16 protein-coding genes are annotated in these 17,604 nt (G+C 43.5%); 8 read left to right on the top strand and 8 right to left on the bottom strand.

Annotated features, from left to right (window positions below):
* The first annotated feature begins 17 nt into the window (after nucleotides 1-17).
* Nucleotides 18-1,040: a hypothetical protein gene (locus F946_RS11100; RefSeq protein ID WP_035326969.1), complete on the top strand. Its 1,023-nt coding sequence runs from the start codon at nucleotides 18-20 to the stop codon at nucleotides 1,038-1,040.
* A gap of 100 nt (nucleotides 1,041-1,140) precedes the next feature.
* On the opposite strand, the gene F946_RS11095 is transcribed toward F946_RS11100, so the two are convergent.
* The 8 genes from F946_RS11095 to F946_RS11060 all read right to left on the bottom strand — a co-directional run bounded on the left by F946_RS11095 (nucleotide 1,141) and on the right by F946_RS11060 (nucleotide 10,575).
* Nucleotides 1,141-2,550 (bottom strand): short-chain fatty acid transporter, encoded by a 1,410-nt coding sequence (locus F946_RS11095; protein WP_004982290.1) that lies wholly within the window; start codon nucleotides 2,548-2,550, stop codon nucleotides 1,141-1,143.
* 133 nt (nucleotides 2,551-2,683) lie between these two features.
* On the bottom strand, nucleotides 2,684-3,313 hold the full coding sequence (locus tag F946_RS11090; RefSeq protein ID WP_004982285.1) for a CoA transferase subunit B: 630 nt from the start codon (nucleotides 3,311-3,313) through the stop codon (nucleotides 2,684-2,686).
* A 4-nt stretch (nucleotides 3,314-3,317) separates the two neighbouring features.
* The gene (locus F946_RS11085; protein ID WP_004982282.1) at nucleotides 3,318-4,022 is read right to left on the bottom strand and encodes a CoA transferase subunit A; all 705 of its coding nucleotides are present in this window, start codon (nucleotides 4,020-4,022) and stop codon (nucleotides 3,318-3,320) included.
* 26 nt (nucleotides 4,023-4,048) lie between these two features.
* Nucleotides 4,049-4,951, bottom strand: a complete 903-nt coding sequence (locus F946_RS11080) for a hydroxymethylglutaryl-CoA lyase (protein WP_004982278.1) — start codon at nucleotides 4,949-4,951, stop codon at nucleotides 4,049-4,051.
* Nucleotides 4,948-6,939: an acetyl/propionyl/methylcrotonyl-CoA carboxylase subunit alpha gene (locus F946_RS11075; protein WP_004982275.1), complete on the bottom strand. Its 1,992-nt coding sequence runs from the start codon at nucleotides 6,937-6,939 to the stop codon at nucleotides 4,948-4,950. The genes F946_RS11080 and F946_RS11075 overlap by 4 nt, the downstream gene beginning before the upstream one ends.
* A 20-nt stretch (nucleotides 6,940-6,959) precedes the next feature.
* A complete protein-coding gene (locus F946_RS11070) occupies nucleotides 6,960-7,754 on the bottom strand; it encodes an enoyl-CoA hydratase/isomerase family protein (RefSeq protein ID WP_004982273.1) in 795 nt (264 codons plus the stop codon).
* Between the two features lie 10 nt (nucleotides 7,755-7,764).
* Entirely contained in the window at nucleotides 7,765-9,366 is a 1,602-nt protein-coding gene (locus tag F946_RS11065; protein WP_004982272.1) for a carboxyl transferase domain-containing protein, read from the bottom strand.
* Nucleotides 9,367-9,402: 36 nt separating this feature from the next.
* Nucleotides 9,403-10,575 (bottom strand): isovaleryl-CoA dehydrogenase, encoded by a 1,173-nt coding sequence (locus tag F946_RS11060; RefSeq protein WP_004982270.1) that lies wholly within the window; start codon nucleotides 10,573-10,575, stop codon nucleotides 9,403-9,405.
* A gap of 148 nt (nucleotides 10,576-10,723) precedes the next feature.
* Between F946_RS11060 and F946_RS11055 the strand changes: the two genes are divergently transcribed.
* The 7 genes from F946_RS11055 (at nucleotide 10,724) to F946_RS11025 (ending at nucleotide 17,576) form a co-directional block, all read left to right on the top strand.
* Nucleotides 10,724-11,350 (top strand): TetR/AcrR family transcriptional regulator, encoded by a 627-nt coding sequence (locus F946_RS11055; RefSeq protein WP_004982268.1) that lies wholly within the window; start codon nucleotides 10,724-10,726, stop codon nucleotides 11,348-11,350.
* A 100-nt stretch (nucleotides 11,351-11,450) separates the two neighbouring features.
* A complete protein-coding gene (locus F946_RS11050; protein WP_004982267.1) occupies nucleotides 11,451-13,139 on the top strand; it encodes an AMP-binding protein in 1,689 nt (562 codons plus the stop codon).
* A 74-nt stretch (nucleotides 13,140-13,213) separates the two neighbouring features.
* Nucleotides 13,214-14,206 carry a biotin synthase BioB gene (gene bioB / locus F946_RS11045; protein ID WP_004982265.1) on the top strand — a complete coding sequence of 331 codons (993 nt, stop codon included), beginning with the start codon at nucleotides 13,214-13,216 and terminating at the stop codon, nucleotides 14,204-14,206.
* Nucleotides 14,207-14,276: 70 nt separating this feature from the next.
* Nucleotides 14,277-14,951 (top strand): class I SAM-dependent methyltransferase, encoded by a 675-nt coding sequence (locus F946_RS11040; RefSeq protein ID WP_004982262.1) that lies wholly within the window; start codon nucleotides 14,277-14,279, stop codon nucleotides 14,949-14,951.
* Between the two features lie 53 nt (nucleotides 14,952-15,004).
* On the top strand, nucleotides 15,005-15,802 hold the full coding sequence (locus tag F946_RS11035; RefSeq protein WP_004982261.1) for a thioesterase family protein: 798 nt from the start codon (nucleotides 15,005-15,007) through the stop codon (nucleotides 15,800-15,802).
* 91 nt (nucleotides 15,803-15,893) lie between these two features.
* Nucleotides 15,894-16,667, top strand: coding sequence for a Rossmann-like and DUF2520 domain-containing protein (locus F946_RS11030; protein ID WP_035326739.1), 774 nt, complete (start codon nucleotides 15,894-15,896; stop codon nucleotides 16,665-16,667).
* 123 nt (nucleotides 16,668-16,790) lie between these two features.
* Complete coding sequence (locus tag F946_RS11025) at nucleotides 16,791-17,576, top strand: fatty acid desaturase family protein (protein WP_004982257.1); 786 nt, start codon at nucleotides 16,791-16,793, stop codon at nucleotides 17,574-17,576.
* Nucleotides 17,577-17,604 lie beyond the last annotated feature (28 nt).

Genomic DNA, 17,604 nt, shown 5'->3' with positions numbered 1-17,604 from the left:
ATGGTTTTATAACAATGATGAAGAAAACAATTTTTGCCAGTTTAATCTTGAGCAGTTTATTTTTAAGTGCTTGTAACCGAACCGAGAATAAAGCAGAAACGGTTGCTGAACCACAAGAAATGTCAGATTGGAGTTGTACGGCTCCTGCCAATGTCGAACAAATTCAAGCGCATTTAAAAGCTGAATACTTAAAAGCCCTAGACCGTCGTCTGCGTGATAGCCGTGAATATGAGGCCGATGAAAAATTATTAACGCAGATTAATAACGGTATTCGCTTTGAAATTAAAGGGATTTCAACAACTACAGAAAAACCTGATACAGCGAAGCAATTGGACTGCGAAAGCCAGTTGGTGGTGATTTTCCCGAAAGGGTTACAGAAACGTGCTGAAAATGCGTTTTTAGCGCGTCCATGTGAAGAGTGTGAGGACGGTTATCAAAGTACTTTGCGTGATGTCTTAGAAGAGGGTGAATATTCACTCAACTTAGACAATGATCAGCTACAAGGTGCATTTAGCTATAACATCATTAAAACGGATAAAGAAGGCATTAGCCTGAATGTACCCAATCAAAATGGCGTGATTGATGGTGTAGTGTTGGTGACGCAGCATGCGGTTCAGTTTGCGGCATATGAAAAAGAAAATGCAGAAATACAAAAGAATATAAAACAATATAATGAGCAAGAAGTTGCGCAGATGGAACTGGCACAGAAAGCCATGAATATTCGTAAGAAGGAATTGGATGCTGACCAAGTCAAAGCGGTGGAACGTCTGAACCAAACTTGGGACAATTTCACTGAGGAACAAAAACAGCAGCTACAACAAGACCAAACTGAGTGGTTTGAAAAGCGTGATGTGGACTGTAAAGTGATTTCCCAAAAAAGTGTCTACCAAATGACGGATAGTGAAAAAGAAACCTATCAAAAGCAGTCACAATATTGGGATGATGCTTTACGTGCCCAAGATCAACAATTGCAATATACCAAGTGCTTTAATCAAAAAACCAATGAGCGCATTGTGTATTTAAATAACGTGTTTACTTAATTGGGCTACATTAAAAATACGCTTTATTGAATATTTATAGAATGAGAAAAGGACGAATATGATTCGTCCTTTTTTATTTAGATTGTGTTTTTTTCCTCGTTTAGAAGGTAGGTGGCATATAGGTCAGGCTACGGCCTAAAATCCAAAGTAGGAACAGCACCAAAGGCAGGTGGAAAACCAATTGAGTGACGGTAAAGCCAATCACATCTTTGGCTTTTAATTTGAGAATGCCAAGCATTGGCAGCATAAAAAATGGGTTGATTAAATTTGGCAAGGCTTCAGCAGCATTATAGATTTGCACCGACCAGCCCAAATGCACTTTTAAATCATGTGCAGCTTGCATGACATAGGGTGCTTCAATAATCCACTTACCACCGCCAGAAGGAATGAAAAAGCCTAAAATGGCAGAATATAAGCCCATCACAATGGCAAAGGTCTCTTTGGAGGCAATCGAAACAAAAAACTCAGCAATATAATGTGATAGCGACAAATCATGACTGTTCAAGGCTTGCGTCATCATAAAGGCGATACTGCCATACAGCGGAAACTGAATCAGAACACCTGAGACCGCTGGCACGGCTTTTGTGACGGCATTGAGGAAATTTCGTGGCGTACCATGCAGTGCAATACCCAGCATCAGGAAAATAAAGTTGTAGGTGTTTAGGCTTGAAATAGCCAAGATCGGATTGCTTTTGCTGAACTCATTGAACATCCAAACCAGACCCAAGAGCACAATCAAGATACTCAATAAAGGCGAGTTCTCTAACCAGTCTCCTGGGCGTTTTGTGGTTGGTGTCGGGTTAGTTTCTTCCTCAAACTGAATGGGAAATTGATCAATGGTTTTAATGTCTTGCCCTTTGGGTGCAGACCAAAATGCAATAGCAATCGAGGCAATAATCAATACAGCCGTCATGATCATGGACTGTGGCAAGAAAATGGTTTCGGTAAAGGGAATCACACCGGTTAGATTGTAAATCGATTCGGGCAGGCTGGCTTTGTTGGCTTGCAGTTGTGCCGCAGAAGAACTAATACCTAAGGCCCACGTTGCTCCCATACCAATAATCGCGGCGGCAGCGGCAGCACGATAGTCCATATTCAGTTCTTTGCGTTTAGCTAACGCAATCACCAGCAGGGCAGTCAGTACCGTACTCATGGCCCAGTTAATCAGCGAAATTAATAAACTGACCGTGGCAACAAGAACGATTGCACCGCGACCACTATGGGGAATTCGGGCCATTTTTTGAATCAGCAGCTCTACAGGCTTTGAAACAGAAACCACATAACCAACCACAATCAGCATACACATTTGTAAGGTAAAAGGGATCAGACTCCAAAAACCATCTCCGAAGGAAACCGCGACATCTTTGGCAGGCGCACCAATACTGATAGAGGCAATCGCAACAATCACGACACCCAATAGGGCAAAAATATAAGAGTCTGGGAACCATTTCTCCGACCAATCACTGACGCGTAGTGCAAAACGTTGCAAAATATTTTGAGAGTTTTCCATGCATTAATTCCATTTTTATCTATGAGGTATGAATTTTTGATTCAGCCTATCCGTGCTGATAGAAATGCCTTTAAAACAGGATCGCTGCTTTAAAGGCATTGGATTATTTTTCTATTGTATAAATGATGTCGGATTAGCGGATCAGAGCAACACCCGTCACTTTTTGAATGTCTTCAAAACTGACATCTTTCGCCAGTTCAACCAATTTCACACCTTCCTGCGTAATGTCCATGACACCGAGATCAGTAATTACACGATGTATGACATTTTTGCCTGTAAGGGGAAGGCTACATTGCTCGACAATTTTCGGCGTACCATCTTTTGCAGAGTGTTCCATGAGCACCACCACTTTTTGTACTCCAGCCACCAAATCCATCGCACCGCCCATGCCTTTGACTTTTTTACCCGGAATCATCCAGTTGGCCAAGTCACCATTTTGTGAGACTTCCATGGCCCCTAAAATGGCGATATTGACATGACCTCCACGGATCATGGCAAAAGAATCTGCACTAGAGAAAAATGCGGCGCCCTGACGTGCGGTAACAGTTTGTTTTCCAGCATTAATTAAGTCGGCATCGACCGTTTCCGCCGTTGGAAACTCGCCAATACCCAATAATCCATTTTCAGATTGCAACCAGACGTTGACATTTTCAGGAATATAGTTGGCTACCAGTGTGGGTAAGCCAATACCTAAATTGACATAAAAACCATCTTCCAGCTCAAGCGCTGCACGTTGTGCCATTTCATTACGAGACCAAGCCATGGGTTTAAGCCTCCTCTTTTAATGTGAGTTGTTCGATACGTTTTTCAGGGTTTGCATTCAGCACAATGCGATTGACATAAATACCCGGCAGGTGAATCTGGTCTGGGTCTAAAGCGCCAATTTCAACAATTTCCTCAACTTCGACAATGCAGACTTTTCCAGCCATCGCACATACTGGATTAAAGTTTTGTGCGGTTTTACGGAAAATTAAGTTACCTGCAGTATCGGCCTTGTATGCCTTCACGAGTGCAATGTCAGCGGTGAGCGAGTTTTCTAGAATATATGGTTTGCCATTAAACTCACGTTCTTCTTTGCCTTCAGCGATGAGCGTACCTACGCCTGTTGCGGTAAAGAAGGCAGGGATACCTGCACCTCCAGCACGGAGTTTTTCTGCCAGCGTGCCTTGAGGGGTAAGCTCCACTTCAAGCTCACCACTTAAGAACTGACGTTCAAATTCTTTGTTTTCACCTACATAGGAAGCAATCATTTTTTTGATTTGTTTGCTTTCTAATAAGAGACCTAAGCCGAAACCATCGACGCCTGCATTGTTTGAAATACAGGTGAGGTTTTTCACGCCCGTTTGTTTTAAGGCGGCAATCAGACTTTCTGGAATACCGCATAAACCAAAGCCACCAACCGCTAAGGTTTGACCATCTTGAACCACATCTTGCAGTGCATCCTTTGCACTTGAATAAACTTTATTGACCATAGTGTTCTCGTTATCAATTGAATGGCTTAGGCACAGCGCTTTTGCCAGTAGGCATTGGCATAATTAGATGGATTGGTGCGTTGTAGTACTTGGCTGATGTTTTGGCTGGCAACCATCAGTGCATCAAGATCAATCCCTGTGTCATAACCCATGTTGGAGAGTAGGTAGTAAAGGTCTTCTGTGGAGACATTGCCCGATGCGCCTTTGGCATAAGGGCAGCCGCCTAAACCTGCAATGGACGAATCAAATACACGAATGCCTTGTTCTAAAGACTGGTAAATATTGGCAATGGCCATACCATAGGTATTATGAAAATGTCCTGCTAGACTCGCGGCATCCATTTCAGCTAAACATGCCTGCCAGACTTTTTTCACGCGGTCTGGTGTCGCCGTGCCAATTGTTTCACCTAAGGACACTTCATAGCAGCCCATGTTGAGTAAACGTTGACTGACGTGTGCAACTTTGCTCGGTGCAATTGCGCCTTCATAGGGGCAGTCGACAATACAAGACACATAACCACGCACTTTGATGTTATGGGCTTTCGCCGCAGTCATGATGTCTGCAAACTTTTCAAAGCTTTCATCAATGGAGCAATTGATGTTTTTTTGGGTAAAGCTTTCGGAGGCTGCGGTAAAAACTGCAACCTCCTGACAGCCGACTGCCAAAGCAGACTCAAATCCTTTCAAGTTCGGGGTCAGTAAACTAAAATTGATATTCGGATCTTTGGGTAAGCTGGCAAAGAGTTCGTCACTTTGTGCCATTTGTGGAACCCACTTTGCAGAGACACAAGAGCCCACTTCAATGGCACTGAGTCCCGTCTGCATTAAATCTATAATCAGTTTACGACGGTCATCCAAGGTGAGCGGTATCTTTTCATTTTGCAAACCATCTCGCGGCCCGACTTCGACAATTCTGACAAATTCATTCATGCGGCACCTTCCAAGCTTGAAAACTCAACCAATTCATCGCCTGCTTTGACCTGATCACCGACTTGGAAGTAAGCTGCAGAGACAATGCCATCATGTGGAGCACGAATTGAATATTCAATTTTCATCGCTTCAAGCGTGAGGAGGACATCATCTTTTTTCACTGCGCTGTTGTTTTGTACCAAGACTTGCGTAATCACACCCGGCATTGGTGCTTTTAAGTTGTTGGCATCAGAAGCATCATCTTCAGTATTAAAGTTAGGCTTAATATGTGCAAATTTATAGCTTTGACCGTCTGCATACAGGGTTAGGCCCTGTGCATTCGAACTATAGGCATAGGTCTTTTTGCTTGTTGCATATTCAATTTTAGCTAAATGTGCCTCTAACAATTCACCCTGAATGAAAACGCTAATTCCATTGTACTTTGCTGTAAAGCCTTTTGCCGCTGGGCTGAAATAGACTTTATGTTCTTCATCGTTTAGTGCCAGTTTAATGGCATAGCTAGCATTAATATTTAAACGCCATAGAGACTCGGCTTGCCATACAGGATTTGCAGCTGTTTTATTGCTGGCAAAACGGGACAAGAGTTCAATCAATGCTGCCGTAATGATGAGCTCTGAAGAGGCTGTTTCATTATGTTGCAATAAAAACGCTTCTTCACGTTGAATTAAGTTGGTGTCTAGATTGGCGGTTTTAAAAGACTCTGAACGGACCAAACGGTCTAAGAATGCAATGTTATTGCCCAAGCCATCGACATGGAATTGACTCAGTGCATGGTGCATTTGGGTGAGTGCGGCTTCACGATTCTTTGCCCAAACAATTAATTTGGCAATCATTGGGTCGTAAAAGGTCGTGATTTCATCCCCTTCAACAATGCCACTGTCTACGCGGACATGCTCATTTTGCTGAGGGTAGTGCAGGTAGTGGATTTTACCAATTGCAGGTAAGAAACCTTTTTCAGGTTCTTCAGCATAGACACGTGCTTCTAATGCATGACCATGAATACTGAGCTCGTGTTGTTGTTTAGGCAGTGGTTCACCAAAAGCTACACGTAGTTGCCATTCCACCAAATCCTGCCCTGTAATCATCTCTGTTACAGGATGCTCAACTTGCAGGCGAGTATTCATTTCCATGAAATACGCCGTGCCGTCTTGTTCCACAATAAACTCAACTGTCCCTGCACCGACATAATCCACTGCACGTGCTGCATCAATAGCGGCTTGGCGCATGGCTTCGAGTTTTGGCTCTGCCATTTTGGGTGCAGGCGCTTCTTCTAGTACTTTTTGATGGCGACGTTGTACCGAACAATCGCGTTCAAAGAGATGCACATAGTTACCATGTGTATCACCAAAAACTTGTACTTCAATATGGCGCGGTTGTACCACATAGCGTTCAACCAGAACATCGTCATTGCCAAAGCTTGAACGCGCCTCACTTTTACATGAAGCTAGATGGCTTAAAAAGTCTTCGCCGCGATCAACCAAACGCATGCCTTTACCCCCACCGCCAGCACTGGCTTTAATCAGTACAGGGTAGCCAATGGCATCGGCTTGTTGTTTTAAAAAATCAGGATCTTGGTTGGTGCCATGGTAGCCCGGTGTCAGCGGTACACCTGCTTTTTCCATTAAAGATTTAGAGGTGGCTTTTAGGCCCATGGCTAAAATGGCATCTACAGGTGGACCAATAAAGACAATGTTGTTTTTTTGGCAGGCATTGGCAAATTGGTCATTTTCAGATAGAAAGCCATAACCTGGATGAATTGCTTCTGCGCCTGTATCTAAGGCAGCTTGGATAATACGTTCAATTTGTAGATAGCTTTGTGCAGCAGGGGATTCGCCGATATAAATGGCTTCGTCGGCTTGTTGCACGTGCTGTGCTTGAGCGTCAGCATCTGAATAGACTGCAACGGTGGCAATGCCCATTTTTTTTGCAGTTCGGATCACACGACAAGCAATTTCACCACGGTTTGCAATTAAGATTTTATTAAACATATCGATATCCTTTCTTGTTGTTATACCGTCGTCTTGATCCAGACTGGACTGTGTTTATTTAAAAAAGCATTTAAGCCATTTTTCGCCTCTGATCCTTGGCGTATATGGGCAATATGTTGTGCTGTTTGCAATAACAATGCTTCGGTTAACACTTGCTGATCGACCATTTGGATAAGTTGTTTTGAAGCCGTTTGTGCTTCTGGCCCACCCAAAAGTAAGGCATCGACTATTTCTGCGACTTTTTCATCTAACTGTTCAGCATCGGCCACCACATGCGCCAGACCAATCTGTAGGGCTTGTTCCGCGGAAATACGTTCTGCGGTTAAAAAGTAGCGTGAAGCCTGACGTGCACCAATCGCACGAATCACATATGGGCTAATGGTTGAAGGGGCTAAACCTAAGCGCACTTCAGAGGTCGCAAACTTAGCATCACTGCTTGCGACACAAATATCACAGGCAGAAGCCAGTCCCATGCCACCACCAAAAGCAATGCCTTGTACGCGGGCGATGGTCGGCTGTTTTAATGTTGCTAAACTTTGTAGCATTTTCGCTAGTTTCAATGCATCGGCTTCATTTTCAGCCTGTGAGGCTTGTCCTGCTTCTTTCATCCAGTTCAGGTCAGCACCCGCCGAGAAGCTTTTGCCACGTCCTGCTAAAATCACCACACGGACATCATCACGCGTATTGAGTTCGCTAAAGCAGCGGTGCAGTTCTTCAATCACTTGAGTATTGAAGGCATTATGCATTTCTGCACGATTAATCCATACCGTTGCCACTTGGTCGCGTTGTTCGAGTTGTAAATATTGAAAGCTCATCGCTCATCTCCTACATGCGGAACACGCCGAATTTGGTCGGTTGAATGGGTGCATTTAAGGCTGCAGCTAAACTTAAACCGAGCACCTGACGGCTTTGTGCAGGATCAATCACACCGTCATCCCACAAACGCGCCGATGCATAATATGGATGGCCTTGGCGTTCAAATTGGTCACGGAAGGGTTGTTTAAAATCATCTTCTTCTGCCGCAGACCAAGACTCGCCACGTTTTTCGATTTGATCACGCTTTAAGGTCGACAATACACTTGCCGCTTGTTCACCACCCATGACCGAAATACGCGAGTTCGGCCATGTCCACATGAAGCGTGGAGAATAGGCACGACCACACATTCCGTAGTTGCCTGCACCAAATGAACCACCAATCACAAGGGTAAGTTTCGGGACATTTGCGGTTGCAACAGCCATGACCAGTTTGGCGCCATTTTTGGCAATGCCTTCATTTTCGTATTGGCGACCGACCATAAAGCCAGTGATGTTCTGGAGAAACAGTAGGGGAATATTGCGCTGCGTACAGAGTTCAATAAAGTGAGCCCCTTTTTGTGCAGATTCTGAAAATAAAATACCGTTGTTGGCAATAATGCCAACGGGCATGCCATAGATTTTGGCAAAACCTGTGACTAAGGTGGTGCCAAAGCGAGCTTTGAATTCATCAAAACGTGAACCATCGACAATGCGCGCAATTACTTCACGAATATCGAATGGTTTGCGTGCATCACTTGGCACAACACCATACAGTTCTGATGCATCAAATAATGGTTCTTCAATCTCTGTTGCACGTGTATGTGGTGTTTTATTCAGGTTCGCTACAATGTTACGAGCAATGGCAATTGCATGTTCATCGTTTTCAGCCAAATGATCGGCCACACCAGACAGGCGAGTATGCACATCACCACCGCCTAAGTCTTCACTGCTGACCACTTCACCTGTTGCTGCTTTCACCAGCGGTGGGCCACCTAAGAAAATCGTCCCTTGATTACGCACAATAATGGTTTCATCAGACATAGCAGGTACATATGCCCCCCCAGCCGTACAGCTGCCCATTACTACCGCAATTTGGGCAATTCCCATGCTCGACATGCGTGCTTGATTATAGAAAATACGTCCAAAGTGATCACGGTCAGGGAAAACTTCATCCTGCATCGGTAAATATGCACCACCTGAGTCAACCAAATAAATACATGGCAGATGGTTTTGCTCCGCAATTTCTTGAGCACGTAAGTGTTTTTTCACAGTTAGTGGGTAGTACGTGCCGCCTTTTACTGTCGCATCGTTGGCGACGATCATGCAGGTCACACCATTGACCTGACCTACACCAGCAACGACACCAGCCGCAGGCACATCGTCTGCATAGACGTTTTGTGCTGCCAACTGACCAATTTCAAGCAATGCCGTGCCTGCATCAATTAACTGATCAATACGATCACGTGCTAACAGTTTTCCGCGTGCCAAATGTTTTTGTCGCGCCGCTTCACCGCCGCCTAAAGCAATTTGTTCTGCTTTTTGCTTTAAGTCATCGACCAAGCTTTGCATTGCGGTTTGGTTGGTTTTGAAGTCTTCACTTCGAATATTGATCTTGCTATGTAATTGATTCATCACGAACATCCTTGTCATTTTTATTGTTGTGGAGGATTAAGCTGTTTCATTAAACAGTTCACGGCCAATCAACATACGGCGAATTTCAGAAGTTCCCGCGCCAATTTCATAGAGTTTTGCATCGCGCCATAGACGGCCTGCAGAGAATTCATTGATATAGCCATTTCCACCTAAGGTCTGAATGGTTTCACCCGCCATCCACGTGGCTTTTTCCGCAGCATATAAAATTGCACTGGCTGCGTCTTTACGTAGGCTACGGCTATGGTCAGCCTTGTCGCACTCAGCACCCACGGCATAGACCAACGCTTTACATGCCAACCAAGTTGAATACATATCGGCAATTTTGCCTTGCATTAGCTGGAACTCACCGAGCGCTTGGCCGAATTGTTTACGGTCATGGATATAGGGAAGCACGGTGTCCATGCAGGCATCCATAATGCCTAAAGGGCCTGCACTAAGAACTGCACGTTCATAGTCCAAACCACTCATGAGCACTTTCGTGCCGTTTCCTACACCGCCCATCACGTTTTCTTTTGGCACTTTCACATTGTCAAAGAACAGCGGGTAAGTGTTCGAACCGCGCATACCCAACTTGTCTAAATGTGTGCCGTGGCTAAAACCTTCCATGCCTTTTTCTACAAGGAAAGCCGTCATGCCTTTAGCGCCTGCATGCAGATCCGTTTTGGCATACACCACAAGTACATCAGCATCACCACCATTGGTGATCCACATTTTTGAACCATTTAACAGGAAGTGATCGCCACAATCTTCAGCTTTGAGTTTCATGCTGACTACGTCTGAGCCTGCGTTTGGTTCAGACATGGCAAGTGCACCGACATACTCACCTGAAATCAGTTTAGGTAAATAGCGCTGCTTTTGTTCCTGGCTGCCATTTCGGTTAATTTGATTCACACATAGGTTAGAATGTGCACCATAAGAAAGACCTATCGAAGCTGAAGCACGTGAGATTTCTTGCATGGCAATGATATGCGCTAAATAACCTAGACCTGTACCGCCATATTCTTCACTGACGGTCAGACCGAGTAAGCCCATATCGCCAAATTTTTTCCACAACTGAGCTGGAAATTCGTTGTTCTGATCGACTTTTTGCGCAATAGGAGTAATTTCCTTGGCACAAAAAGCGGCAACGGAATCACGCAGTGCAATGAGTGTTTCATCCAAACCGAAATTTAAGCTTTGTAGGGTCATTTCTTCATTCGTCCTATGAGTGTATTTATTGTTCCTGATAAAGCATTTTTGTTGTGCTTGATTTTTACAATACATCGAATTTTTAAAAAAGTGAACTAAAATTCACAAATTGATTTACAATTCATTTTATCTGGTTGAGAATAGAATTATGAGTTATAAAAGATCATCGTTGATGCAAGAACGAATGGAACAAAATCGGGAAGCGATTTTGCAATCCGCTCGTGAACTTATTGCTCAAGGGGGGATTAAAGACGCGCAAATTCAAGCAATTGCTGAACGCGCGGGTGTTTCGAGTGGTTTGGTGTATCGATACTTCGATAACAAAAGCCAAGTGTTAATTGAGGTTTTGTCTGAGGCCATTCAGCATGAGGTGAAAATTTTAAATCACATTGCTGAAAGTGAGCTCTCGTCAAAACAGAAATTGGACAAGGCGGTAACCACGTTTGTGAAACGTGCCATGAATAGCCCCCAACTTGCGTATTCACTCATGTTTGAGCCAGTCGATGCTGAGTTAGAACATGAACGTTTTCGCAGTAAACAGCTGATTAAACAGAGCATCAAAGAAATACTGGCCGCAGGGAAAATTAACGGTGAGTTTGGATTTGAAGATTTAAATACCGCAGCACTTTGTGTGGTCGGTGCCATGACTTTTGTGGTAATTGAGCCTTTAAATCCGTCTCGAAATGTGATGTTTGATCAAAACTATAAAGACTACTTTGTGAAACAAATTGCCGAATTTTGTGTCAATGCAGTTCAGGTTCAGGAGGAAAAATAGTAGCAGGTGTGAACACAAAGGCTTGGTGTTTGAAGGGAAGTAGTCATAGAACAATTAAAGTTGAATAACAAGATTACAATGAATCAAGGAGATCGATTCGATGACACAAGAACGGTTAAGTTATGCCTATGGAACGAGCAGTCAGCCCCTATTAGGCATGACAATTGGTGAGAAATTTGATCAGGCTTGTCAGCAGTATGCGGAACAAGATGCTGTTGTCAGCCTGCATCAAAATGTCAGACTCACGTATAAGGAATTACAAGCTCAGGTCAATGCGTTTGCCTGTAGTTTACTAAAACTGGGCTTGAAGAAAGGCGATCGACTTGCGATTTGGTCACCGAACTGTGTGGAATGGACGATTACCCAGTTTGCTGCGTTTAAAGCAGGTATCATTTTAGTCAACTTGAACCCTGCCTATAAAAGTAATGAGCTCGAATATGTGTTGAATAAAGTCTCTTGTAAGGGCTTGGTCATTGCATCGCAATTTAAAAGTACGAATTATCAAGATATTCTAATGAAAATTGCACCTGAAATTAAAGGTGCTGAAAATAAAGTGTTAAAGGCAGAACGACTGCCGCATTTGAAATATATTATTAAAATTGATGAAGAAGAGCATACGGGTTTGCATCGTTTTAGTGACTTGCTCACAGCTCCCAGCAAAAGACAGCTCAATCAATTAGAGCTCGTTGCAAGCGAATCTCAGTTTGATGAAACCATCAATATCCAGTTTACTTCGGGCACCACAGGTAACCCGAAAGGCACAATGCTGACACATAATAATATTCTCAATAATGGTTATTTTGTTGGTGAAGCCATTCACTTAAGTCCTGCCGATCGAGTCTGTATTTCTGTACCGCTCTTTCACTGTTTCGGTATGGTGATGGGTAATTTGGCCTGTATTACGCATGGTTCAACCATGGTCTATCCATCGGCGGTGTTCAATCCTTTAGAAACGTTAAAAGCCATTCAGCAAGAAAAATGTACGGCCGCATACGGTGTACCGACCATGTTCATTGCCATTTTAGAGCATGAACAGTTTGATGATTTTGATCTTTCTAGTTTACGTACAGGCATTATGGCGGGTAGTCCGTGCCCACGTGAAATTATGCAACGTGTTATTGATCGGATGCATATGTCTGAAATTACCATTTGCTATGGTATGACTGAAACGGCACCTGTCAGTGCACAAAGTTCAACCTCCGATTCAGTTGAACAACGGGTCGGAACTGTGGGGCGTGTCCATCCACACCTTGAAATTAAAATTGTAGATGAGCAAGGCAAAGTTGTACCGCGCGGTCAGTTGGGTGAACTGTGTGTTCGTGGCTATTCGGTAATGTTGGGTTATTGGGAAGACCATGAAAAATCGCACGAAGTGATTGATTCAGCACGCTGGATGCATACAGGTGACATCGCAGAAATGGACGAAGCAGGCTTTGTGAAAATTAAAGGCCGGATTAAAGATGTGGTCATTCGTGGCGGAGAAAATTTATTTCCGAAAGAAATCGAAGACTTTTTATACACTCATCCTGATGTCAGTGATGTCCAAGTCATTGGTCTGCCCGATACACGTTATGGTGAAGAATTATGTGCTTGTATTATTTTACATGAGTATCATGAAATTACTGAAGAGTCGATCCGTCAGTACTGTGCGGAACACATTTCACACAATAAAGTTCCACGTTATGTACGGTTTTTTAATGAGTTCCCAATGACGGCTTCGGGCAAAGCGCAGAAGTTTAAATTGCAGGAATTTATGCGTAATGAACTGGATTTGAAAGAAATCGCATAAGGTTGAAGACGGACTTTCCTTTGCTGGGTTAAAGCCAAAGGAAAGTCCGAAGTGAAAAGCAAAAGGAATAGCATATGCACCTGAGAAATGATTGGACTCGCGATGAAATACAAGCACTCTACCAACAGCCTTTTTTAGATTTGGTCTTTCAAGCACAGCAAATTCATCGTCAGTACTTTGAAGCGAATGCCATTCAAGTCAGTACTTTGCTGTCGATCAAAACAGGAAAATGCCCTGAAGACTGCAAATACTGTTCACAGTCTGCGCGCTATGACTCAAAGCTTGAAGCTGAAAAAAGAATTGCGGTTGAAAAGGTTATTAGCGAAGCACAGCAGGCGAAGGCCTCAGGTTCTACTCGGTTTTGTATGGGCGCGGCATGGCGAAATCCACATGAGCGCGATATGCCTTATGTCTTGGAGATGGTGCGTGAAGTGAAAGCACTGGGTTTAGAAACTTGTATGACTTTAGGCATGTTGAATGCTTCACAAGCCGAACGTTTAAAAGGTGCAGGACTCGATTATTACAACCATAACTTAGACACGTCTCGTGAGTACTATCCCAATGTGATTAGTACGCGTAGCTTTGACGACCGTCTAGATACCTTAAGTCATGTCCGAGAGGCAGGCTTAAAAGTGTGTAGTGGCGGGATTGTTGGCCTAGGTGAAGAGACCAAAGATAGAATTGGCTTATTGTTTGAATTGGCGACTTTACCGATACATCCCGAATCTGTGCCGATCAACATGCTGGTTCCAATGCAAGGTACGCCTTTGGCAGAAGTTGACAAGTTAGATGTGACTGAGTGGATTCGCACTATTGCGGTAGCGCGCATCATTATGCCGAAAAGTTATATTCGTCTGTCCGCGGGACGTGAATCGCTGTCCGATGCAGATCAAGCTTTGGCTTTTATGGCCGGTGCAAACTCATTGTTTTCTGGTGAAAAATTGCTGACTACGCCAAATACAGCACAAGGCAAGGATCAACAACTCTTTCAAAAACTGGGTCTACATGCAGAAAAAGCCAAACCGCAACTTGCTGAGTTAACAGTCGATGCTATGGCTGTGGCTTAAATGCTAGAACATGCGGTCATGAAAGTGTAGATTTAGGGCGACGAATAAAAGTAGATGAGTGAACAATAAAATGGCGAAAGACTTTCAGAGTCAAACTGTAGTGGATGGTTATGATCAACATATTCGTAAGCTCATTCCAGGTTATGAGTTGGTTCATCTGCAAATTCAAGCCATTTTAAAAACACATCTACCAGAACATGCGCATGTATTGATTGTGGGATGTGGTACAGGTTATGAGCTTTCATATTTGTTGGCGCAGCATCCAACGTGGAGTTTTACCGCTGTTGACCCATCTTTAACCATGATTGAAAAAGCGCAGCAGTTATTGAGCGAGACCCATAGTGATTTAACGCGGGTTCACTTTGTTCATGGTGATACGATGGCATTACAGGAAAGTGCACAGTTTGATGCCGCTTTAGCCATATTGGTGGCGCATTTTATTCCACTTGAAGCAAAGTCATTCTTCTTTGCCGATATTTTACGCTGTCTTAAGACGCAAGCCATTTTATTGAGTTATGACCTGATGCGTTCTAGTGATGACACTGAACTCAAGGTTCTACAAACCTTATGTCAGAGCAATGGTTTGACGGTGGTACAGAGTGAAAAAATGATTGAGCGTCTGCAACAAGATTTTTATTTGGTCTCGGCCAGCCAGATGCGAGAGCTTCTGACTAAAGTTGGATTTCATGAAGTACGAACTTATAGTCAACTGTTGAATTATTATGGTTTTTTTGCACAAAAGTAAAAACCAATAGCAGTGAAAAGATACATTTTAAAGATAAGAATGAAGGAATACACATGGTAGCCTATTATCAACTTTTAAATCGTGAACAGCACAGTGATGGGAGCTGTACAGCGTCGTATCTTTCCAATATTCATGCACAAGGCGCATGGAACCCGCATGAACAGCACATGGCACCAGCAACAGGTGTTTTGTGTACGGAGTTAGAGCAGTTTCAACCACGCGATGAGATGCGCATTGGACGCGTGAGTTTAGATATTTTTGGACTGATTGCTTTTGGTGAGTTTACGGTGCATACCCGTGTCATTCGTGCTGGAAAAACCATTGAACTGATCGAGGCGGAAATGCAGGCAAACGGGAAGACTTGTATTGTGGCCCGTGCTTGGAAAATGATGAAGCAAGATACCAGTGCAATTGCAGGGCTAGAAGATCAATTGATTGTACATCCTGAAACTTTGCCAGTATGGGATGGGATGAAATGTTGGCCGGGTGGTTATATTCAGAGTATTGAGACACGTGCGGCAGAAGGGCACCGTGCTGGTAAAGGCATTGTCTGGTTACATAATGATTTGGACATGGTGGAAGCTCAGAAAACATCAAGTTTTGTGCGCTTATTGGGTATGGTGGATACAGCCAACGGTATTGTCCCACGTCAAAATCCAGCATCTGGATGGGGCTTTCCCAATTTAGATCTACAACTGCATTTATACCGTTTACCTCAAGGGAAATGGTTAGGTTTGGAAGCGACTCAGCAATATGGTCATGATGGTATCGGTTTAACCAGTGCAGTTTTGCACGATGAGCAAGGGCCATTTGGCCGTAGTGAACAGATTTTGACTCTGCGTAAGTTTTAGTTAGTCAGTGTCAATTTAATAAAAAAAGGATGAATTGCTTCATCCTTTTTTTATTGGCATGCTGTAGGCACTTTAAAATAGTGAAATGAAGATGCGGATCAGTTTAATTGGAGCGGGGCGGGTGGCTCATCATTTGGCCAAAGCCCTGATGTCTCAGCATGAAATCGTCAATATTTATAGCCGAAGCTTCGACAAAGCTGCGGATTTAGCGCAAGTTGCACATGCAAAGGCGGTCAGTCATTTTAAGCAGTTAAATGCTGATGTGGATTTGGTGATGATTGCAGTAAGTGATCAGTCTATTCCGAGTGTGATTTTGGCCTTGACTGAATATCTGCCGAATGTGTTGATTGTACATACTTCGGGGAGTACAGCGCTTTCAGTTTTGTCTACGAAACATGCACGTGCAGGAGTTTTTTATCCCTTACAGACCTTTAGCTTAGAACGTGAAATTGATTGGTCAAATACACCGTTGTTTGTAGAAGCCACTGAAAATACAGATCTTCAAAGACTACATACACTGGCAGAAAGCCTGAGCCAACGCGTGTATAGCTACAGCTCTGTGCAGCGTCTAAGTTTGCATTTAGCGGCCGTTTTTGCCTGTAATTTTAGTAATTATTGTTATGACATGGCAAAACAAGTGGTGGATGCAGAGCAGGTCGATTTTAATCTCTTGTATCCCTTGATCTTAGAAACCGCGCAGAAAGCCACACAGAATGACCCGAAGCAGATGCAAACTGGCCCTGCGATGCGTCAGGATCAGAATATTTTACAGATGCATCAACAGATGCTCGCGCAAGCTCAACGAGCAGATCTTGCTGACGTATATGCTTTAATGAGTCAGCAGATCAGTCAACGTCACAGTTAACATTTAAAATAATAAACGAAGAAGCGAGTCACAAAGAACAAGCAAAGCCACTGAAAACGTGGCTTTTTTTATGCCCTAAGATTCGGTACAGTGTTGCTTAAAATAAATACAAATAGAGGGTATATGCGTTCAGATTCATTATTAGAACAAGTGCAGTGGAAAGATCTCGTTCATTTAGGTCGTACCGATGTGATCAGTGAGTTATTTATCTCTTTACCGTGGTTGATCGTCTCTTTCATTTTTGCAGGTTTACAGTGGTATGTCTTGGCGCTGTTTTGCTCGTTTATGTTTTTCTTAACAGGGCTTAGACAGGTGCATAACGCTTTTCATTTTGCCTTAGGTATTAGCCGTCCTGCGACTCATTGGGTCATGTTTGTTTTGAGCATCGTCATGCTCGGTTCGATGCATGCTGTACAAATTAATCACCTCCGCCACCATCAGCACTGTATGCAGGACGAAGATATTGAAGCAAAAAGTGCAAGCATGAGGTGGTGGCAAGCTTTGCTTTTTGGCCCAGTTTTTCCATGGATATTACATAAAAAAGCCTTTGAGGTTGGGACTAAAACCCAGAAAAAATGGATGTCTGCTGAACTGGTTGCCAACGTCATTGTATTGTTTTTGGTTTCTGTGGTCTTGGATATCAGTATTTTAAAATACCATGTCAGTGCTATGTTGATTGGGCAATGTATGACGGCATTTTTTGCGGTATGGACGGTGCATCATGATACGGAAGATCATGTGTATATGGCGCGTACTGTGCGTAATGAATTTAAACGGGTCGTGACCTACAACATGTTTTATCATGTGGAACATCATTTGTTTCCCGCAGTGCCGACACGACGTTTACATATTTTGGCAAAACGTTTGGATGAACATGATCCAACGGTTGAAATTAGGCATGTGTTCTAACAATTAAAGCATAAAAAAATAGGGCATT

The sequence above is a fragment of the Acinetobacter johnsonii ANC 3681 genome, from assembly GCF_000368805.1.
In the GTDB taxonomy this organism is placed as follows: Bacteria; Pseudomonadota; Gammaproteobacteria; order Pseudomonadales; family Moraxellaceae; genus Acinetobacter; species Acinetobacter johnsonii.
Note: the sequence above shows the minus strand (reverse complement) of the source record. Positions and strands in the feature narration are given on the sequence as shown.

Bases quoted from the DNA above. Each gene is read 5' to 3' on its own strand.
- F946_RS11060 (WP_004982270.1), bottom strand. From the start codon at position 10,575: ATGACCCTACAAAGCTTAAATTTCGGTTTGGATGAAACACTCATTGCA.
- F946_RS11055 (WP_004982268.1), top strand. From the start codon at position 10,724: ATGAGTTATAAAAGATCATCGTTGATGCAAGAACGAATGGAACAAAAT.
- F946_RS11095 (WP_004982290.1), bottom strand. From the start codon at position 2,550: ATGGAAAACTCTCAAAATATTTTGCAACGTTTTGCACTACGCGTCAGT.
- F946_RS11065 (WP_004982272.1), bottom strand. From the start codon at position 9,366: ATGAATCAATTACATAGCAAGATCAATATTCGAAGTGAAGACTTCAAA.
- F946_RS11090 (WP_004982285.1), bottom strand. From the start codon at position 3,313: ATGGCTTGGTCTCGTAATGAAATGGCACAACGTGCAGCGCTTGAGCTG.
- F946_RS11030 (WP_035326739.1), top strand. From the start codon at position 15,894: ATGCGGATCAGTTTAATTGGAGCGGGGCGGGTGGCTCATCATTTGGCC.
- F946_RS11050 (WP_004982267.1), top strand. From the start codon at position 11,451: ATGACACAAGAACGGTTAAGTTATGCCTATGGAACGAGCAGTCAGCCC.
- F946_RS11070 (WP_004982273.1), bottom strand. From the start codon at position 7,754: ATGAGCTTTCAATATTTACAACTCGAACAACGCGACCAAGTGGCAACG.
- F946_RS11040 (WP_004982262.1), top strand. From the start codon at position 14,277: ATGGCGAAAGACTTTCAGAGTCAAACTGTAGTGGATGGTTATGATCAA.
- bioB (WP_004982265.1), top strand. From the start codon at position 13,214: ATGCACCTGAGAAATGATTGGACTCGCGATGAAATACAAGCACTCTAC.
- F946_RS11075 (WP_004982275.1), bottom strand. From the start codon at position 6,939: ATGTTTAATAAAATCTTAATTGCAAACCGTGGTGAAATTGCTTGTCGT.
- F946_RS11035 (WP_004982261.1), top strand. From the start codon at position 15,005: ATGGTAGCCTATTATCAACTTTTAAATCGTGAACAGCACAGTGATGGG.
- F946_RS11085 (WP_004982282.1), bottom strand. From the start codon at position 4,022: ATGGTCAATAAAGTTTATTCAAGTGCAAAGGATGCACTGCAAGATGTG.
- F946_RS11025 (WP_004982257.1), top strand. From the start codon at position 16,791: ATGCGTTCAGATTCATTATTAGAACAAGTGCAGTGGAAAGATCTCGTT.
- F946_RS11080 (WP_004982278.1), bottom strand. From the start codon at position 4,951: ATGAATGAATTTGTCAGAATTGTCGAAGTCGGGCCGCGAGATGGTTTG.
- F946_RS11100 (WP_035326969.1), top strand. From the start codon at position 18: ATGAAGAAAACAATTTTTGCCAGTTTAATCTTGAGCAGTTTATTTTTA.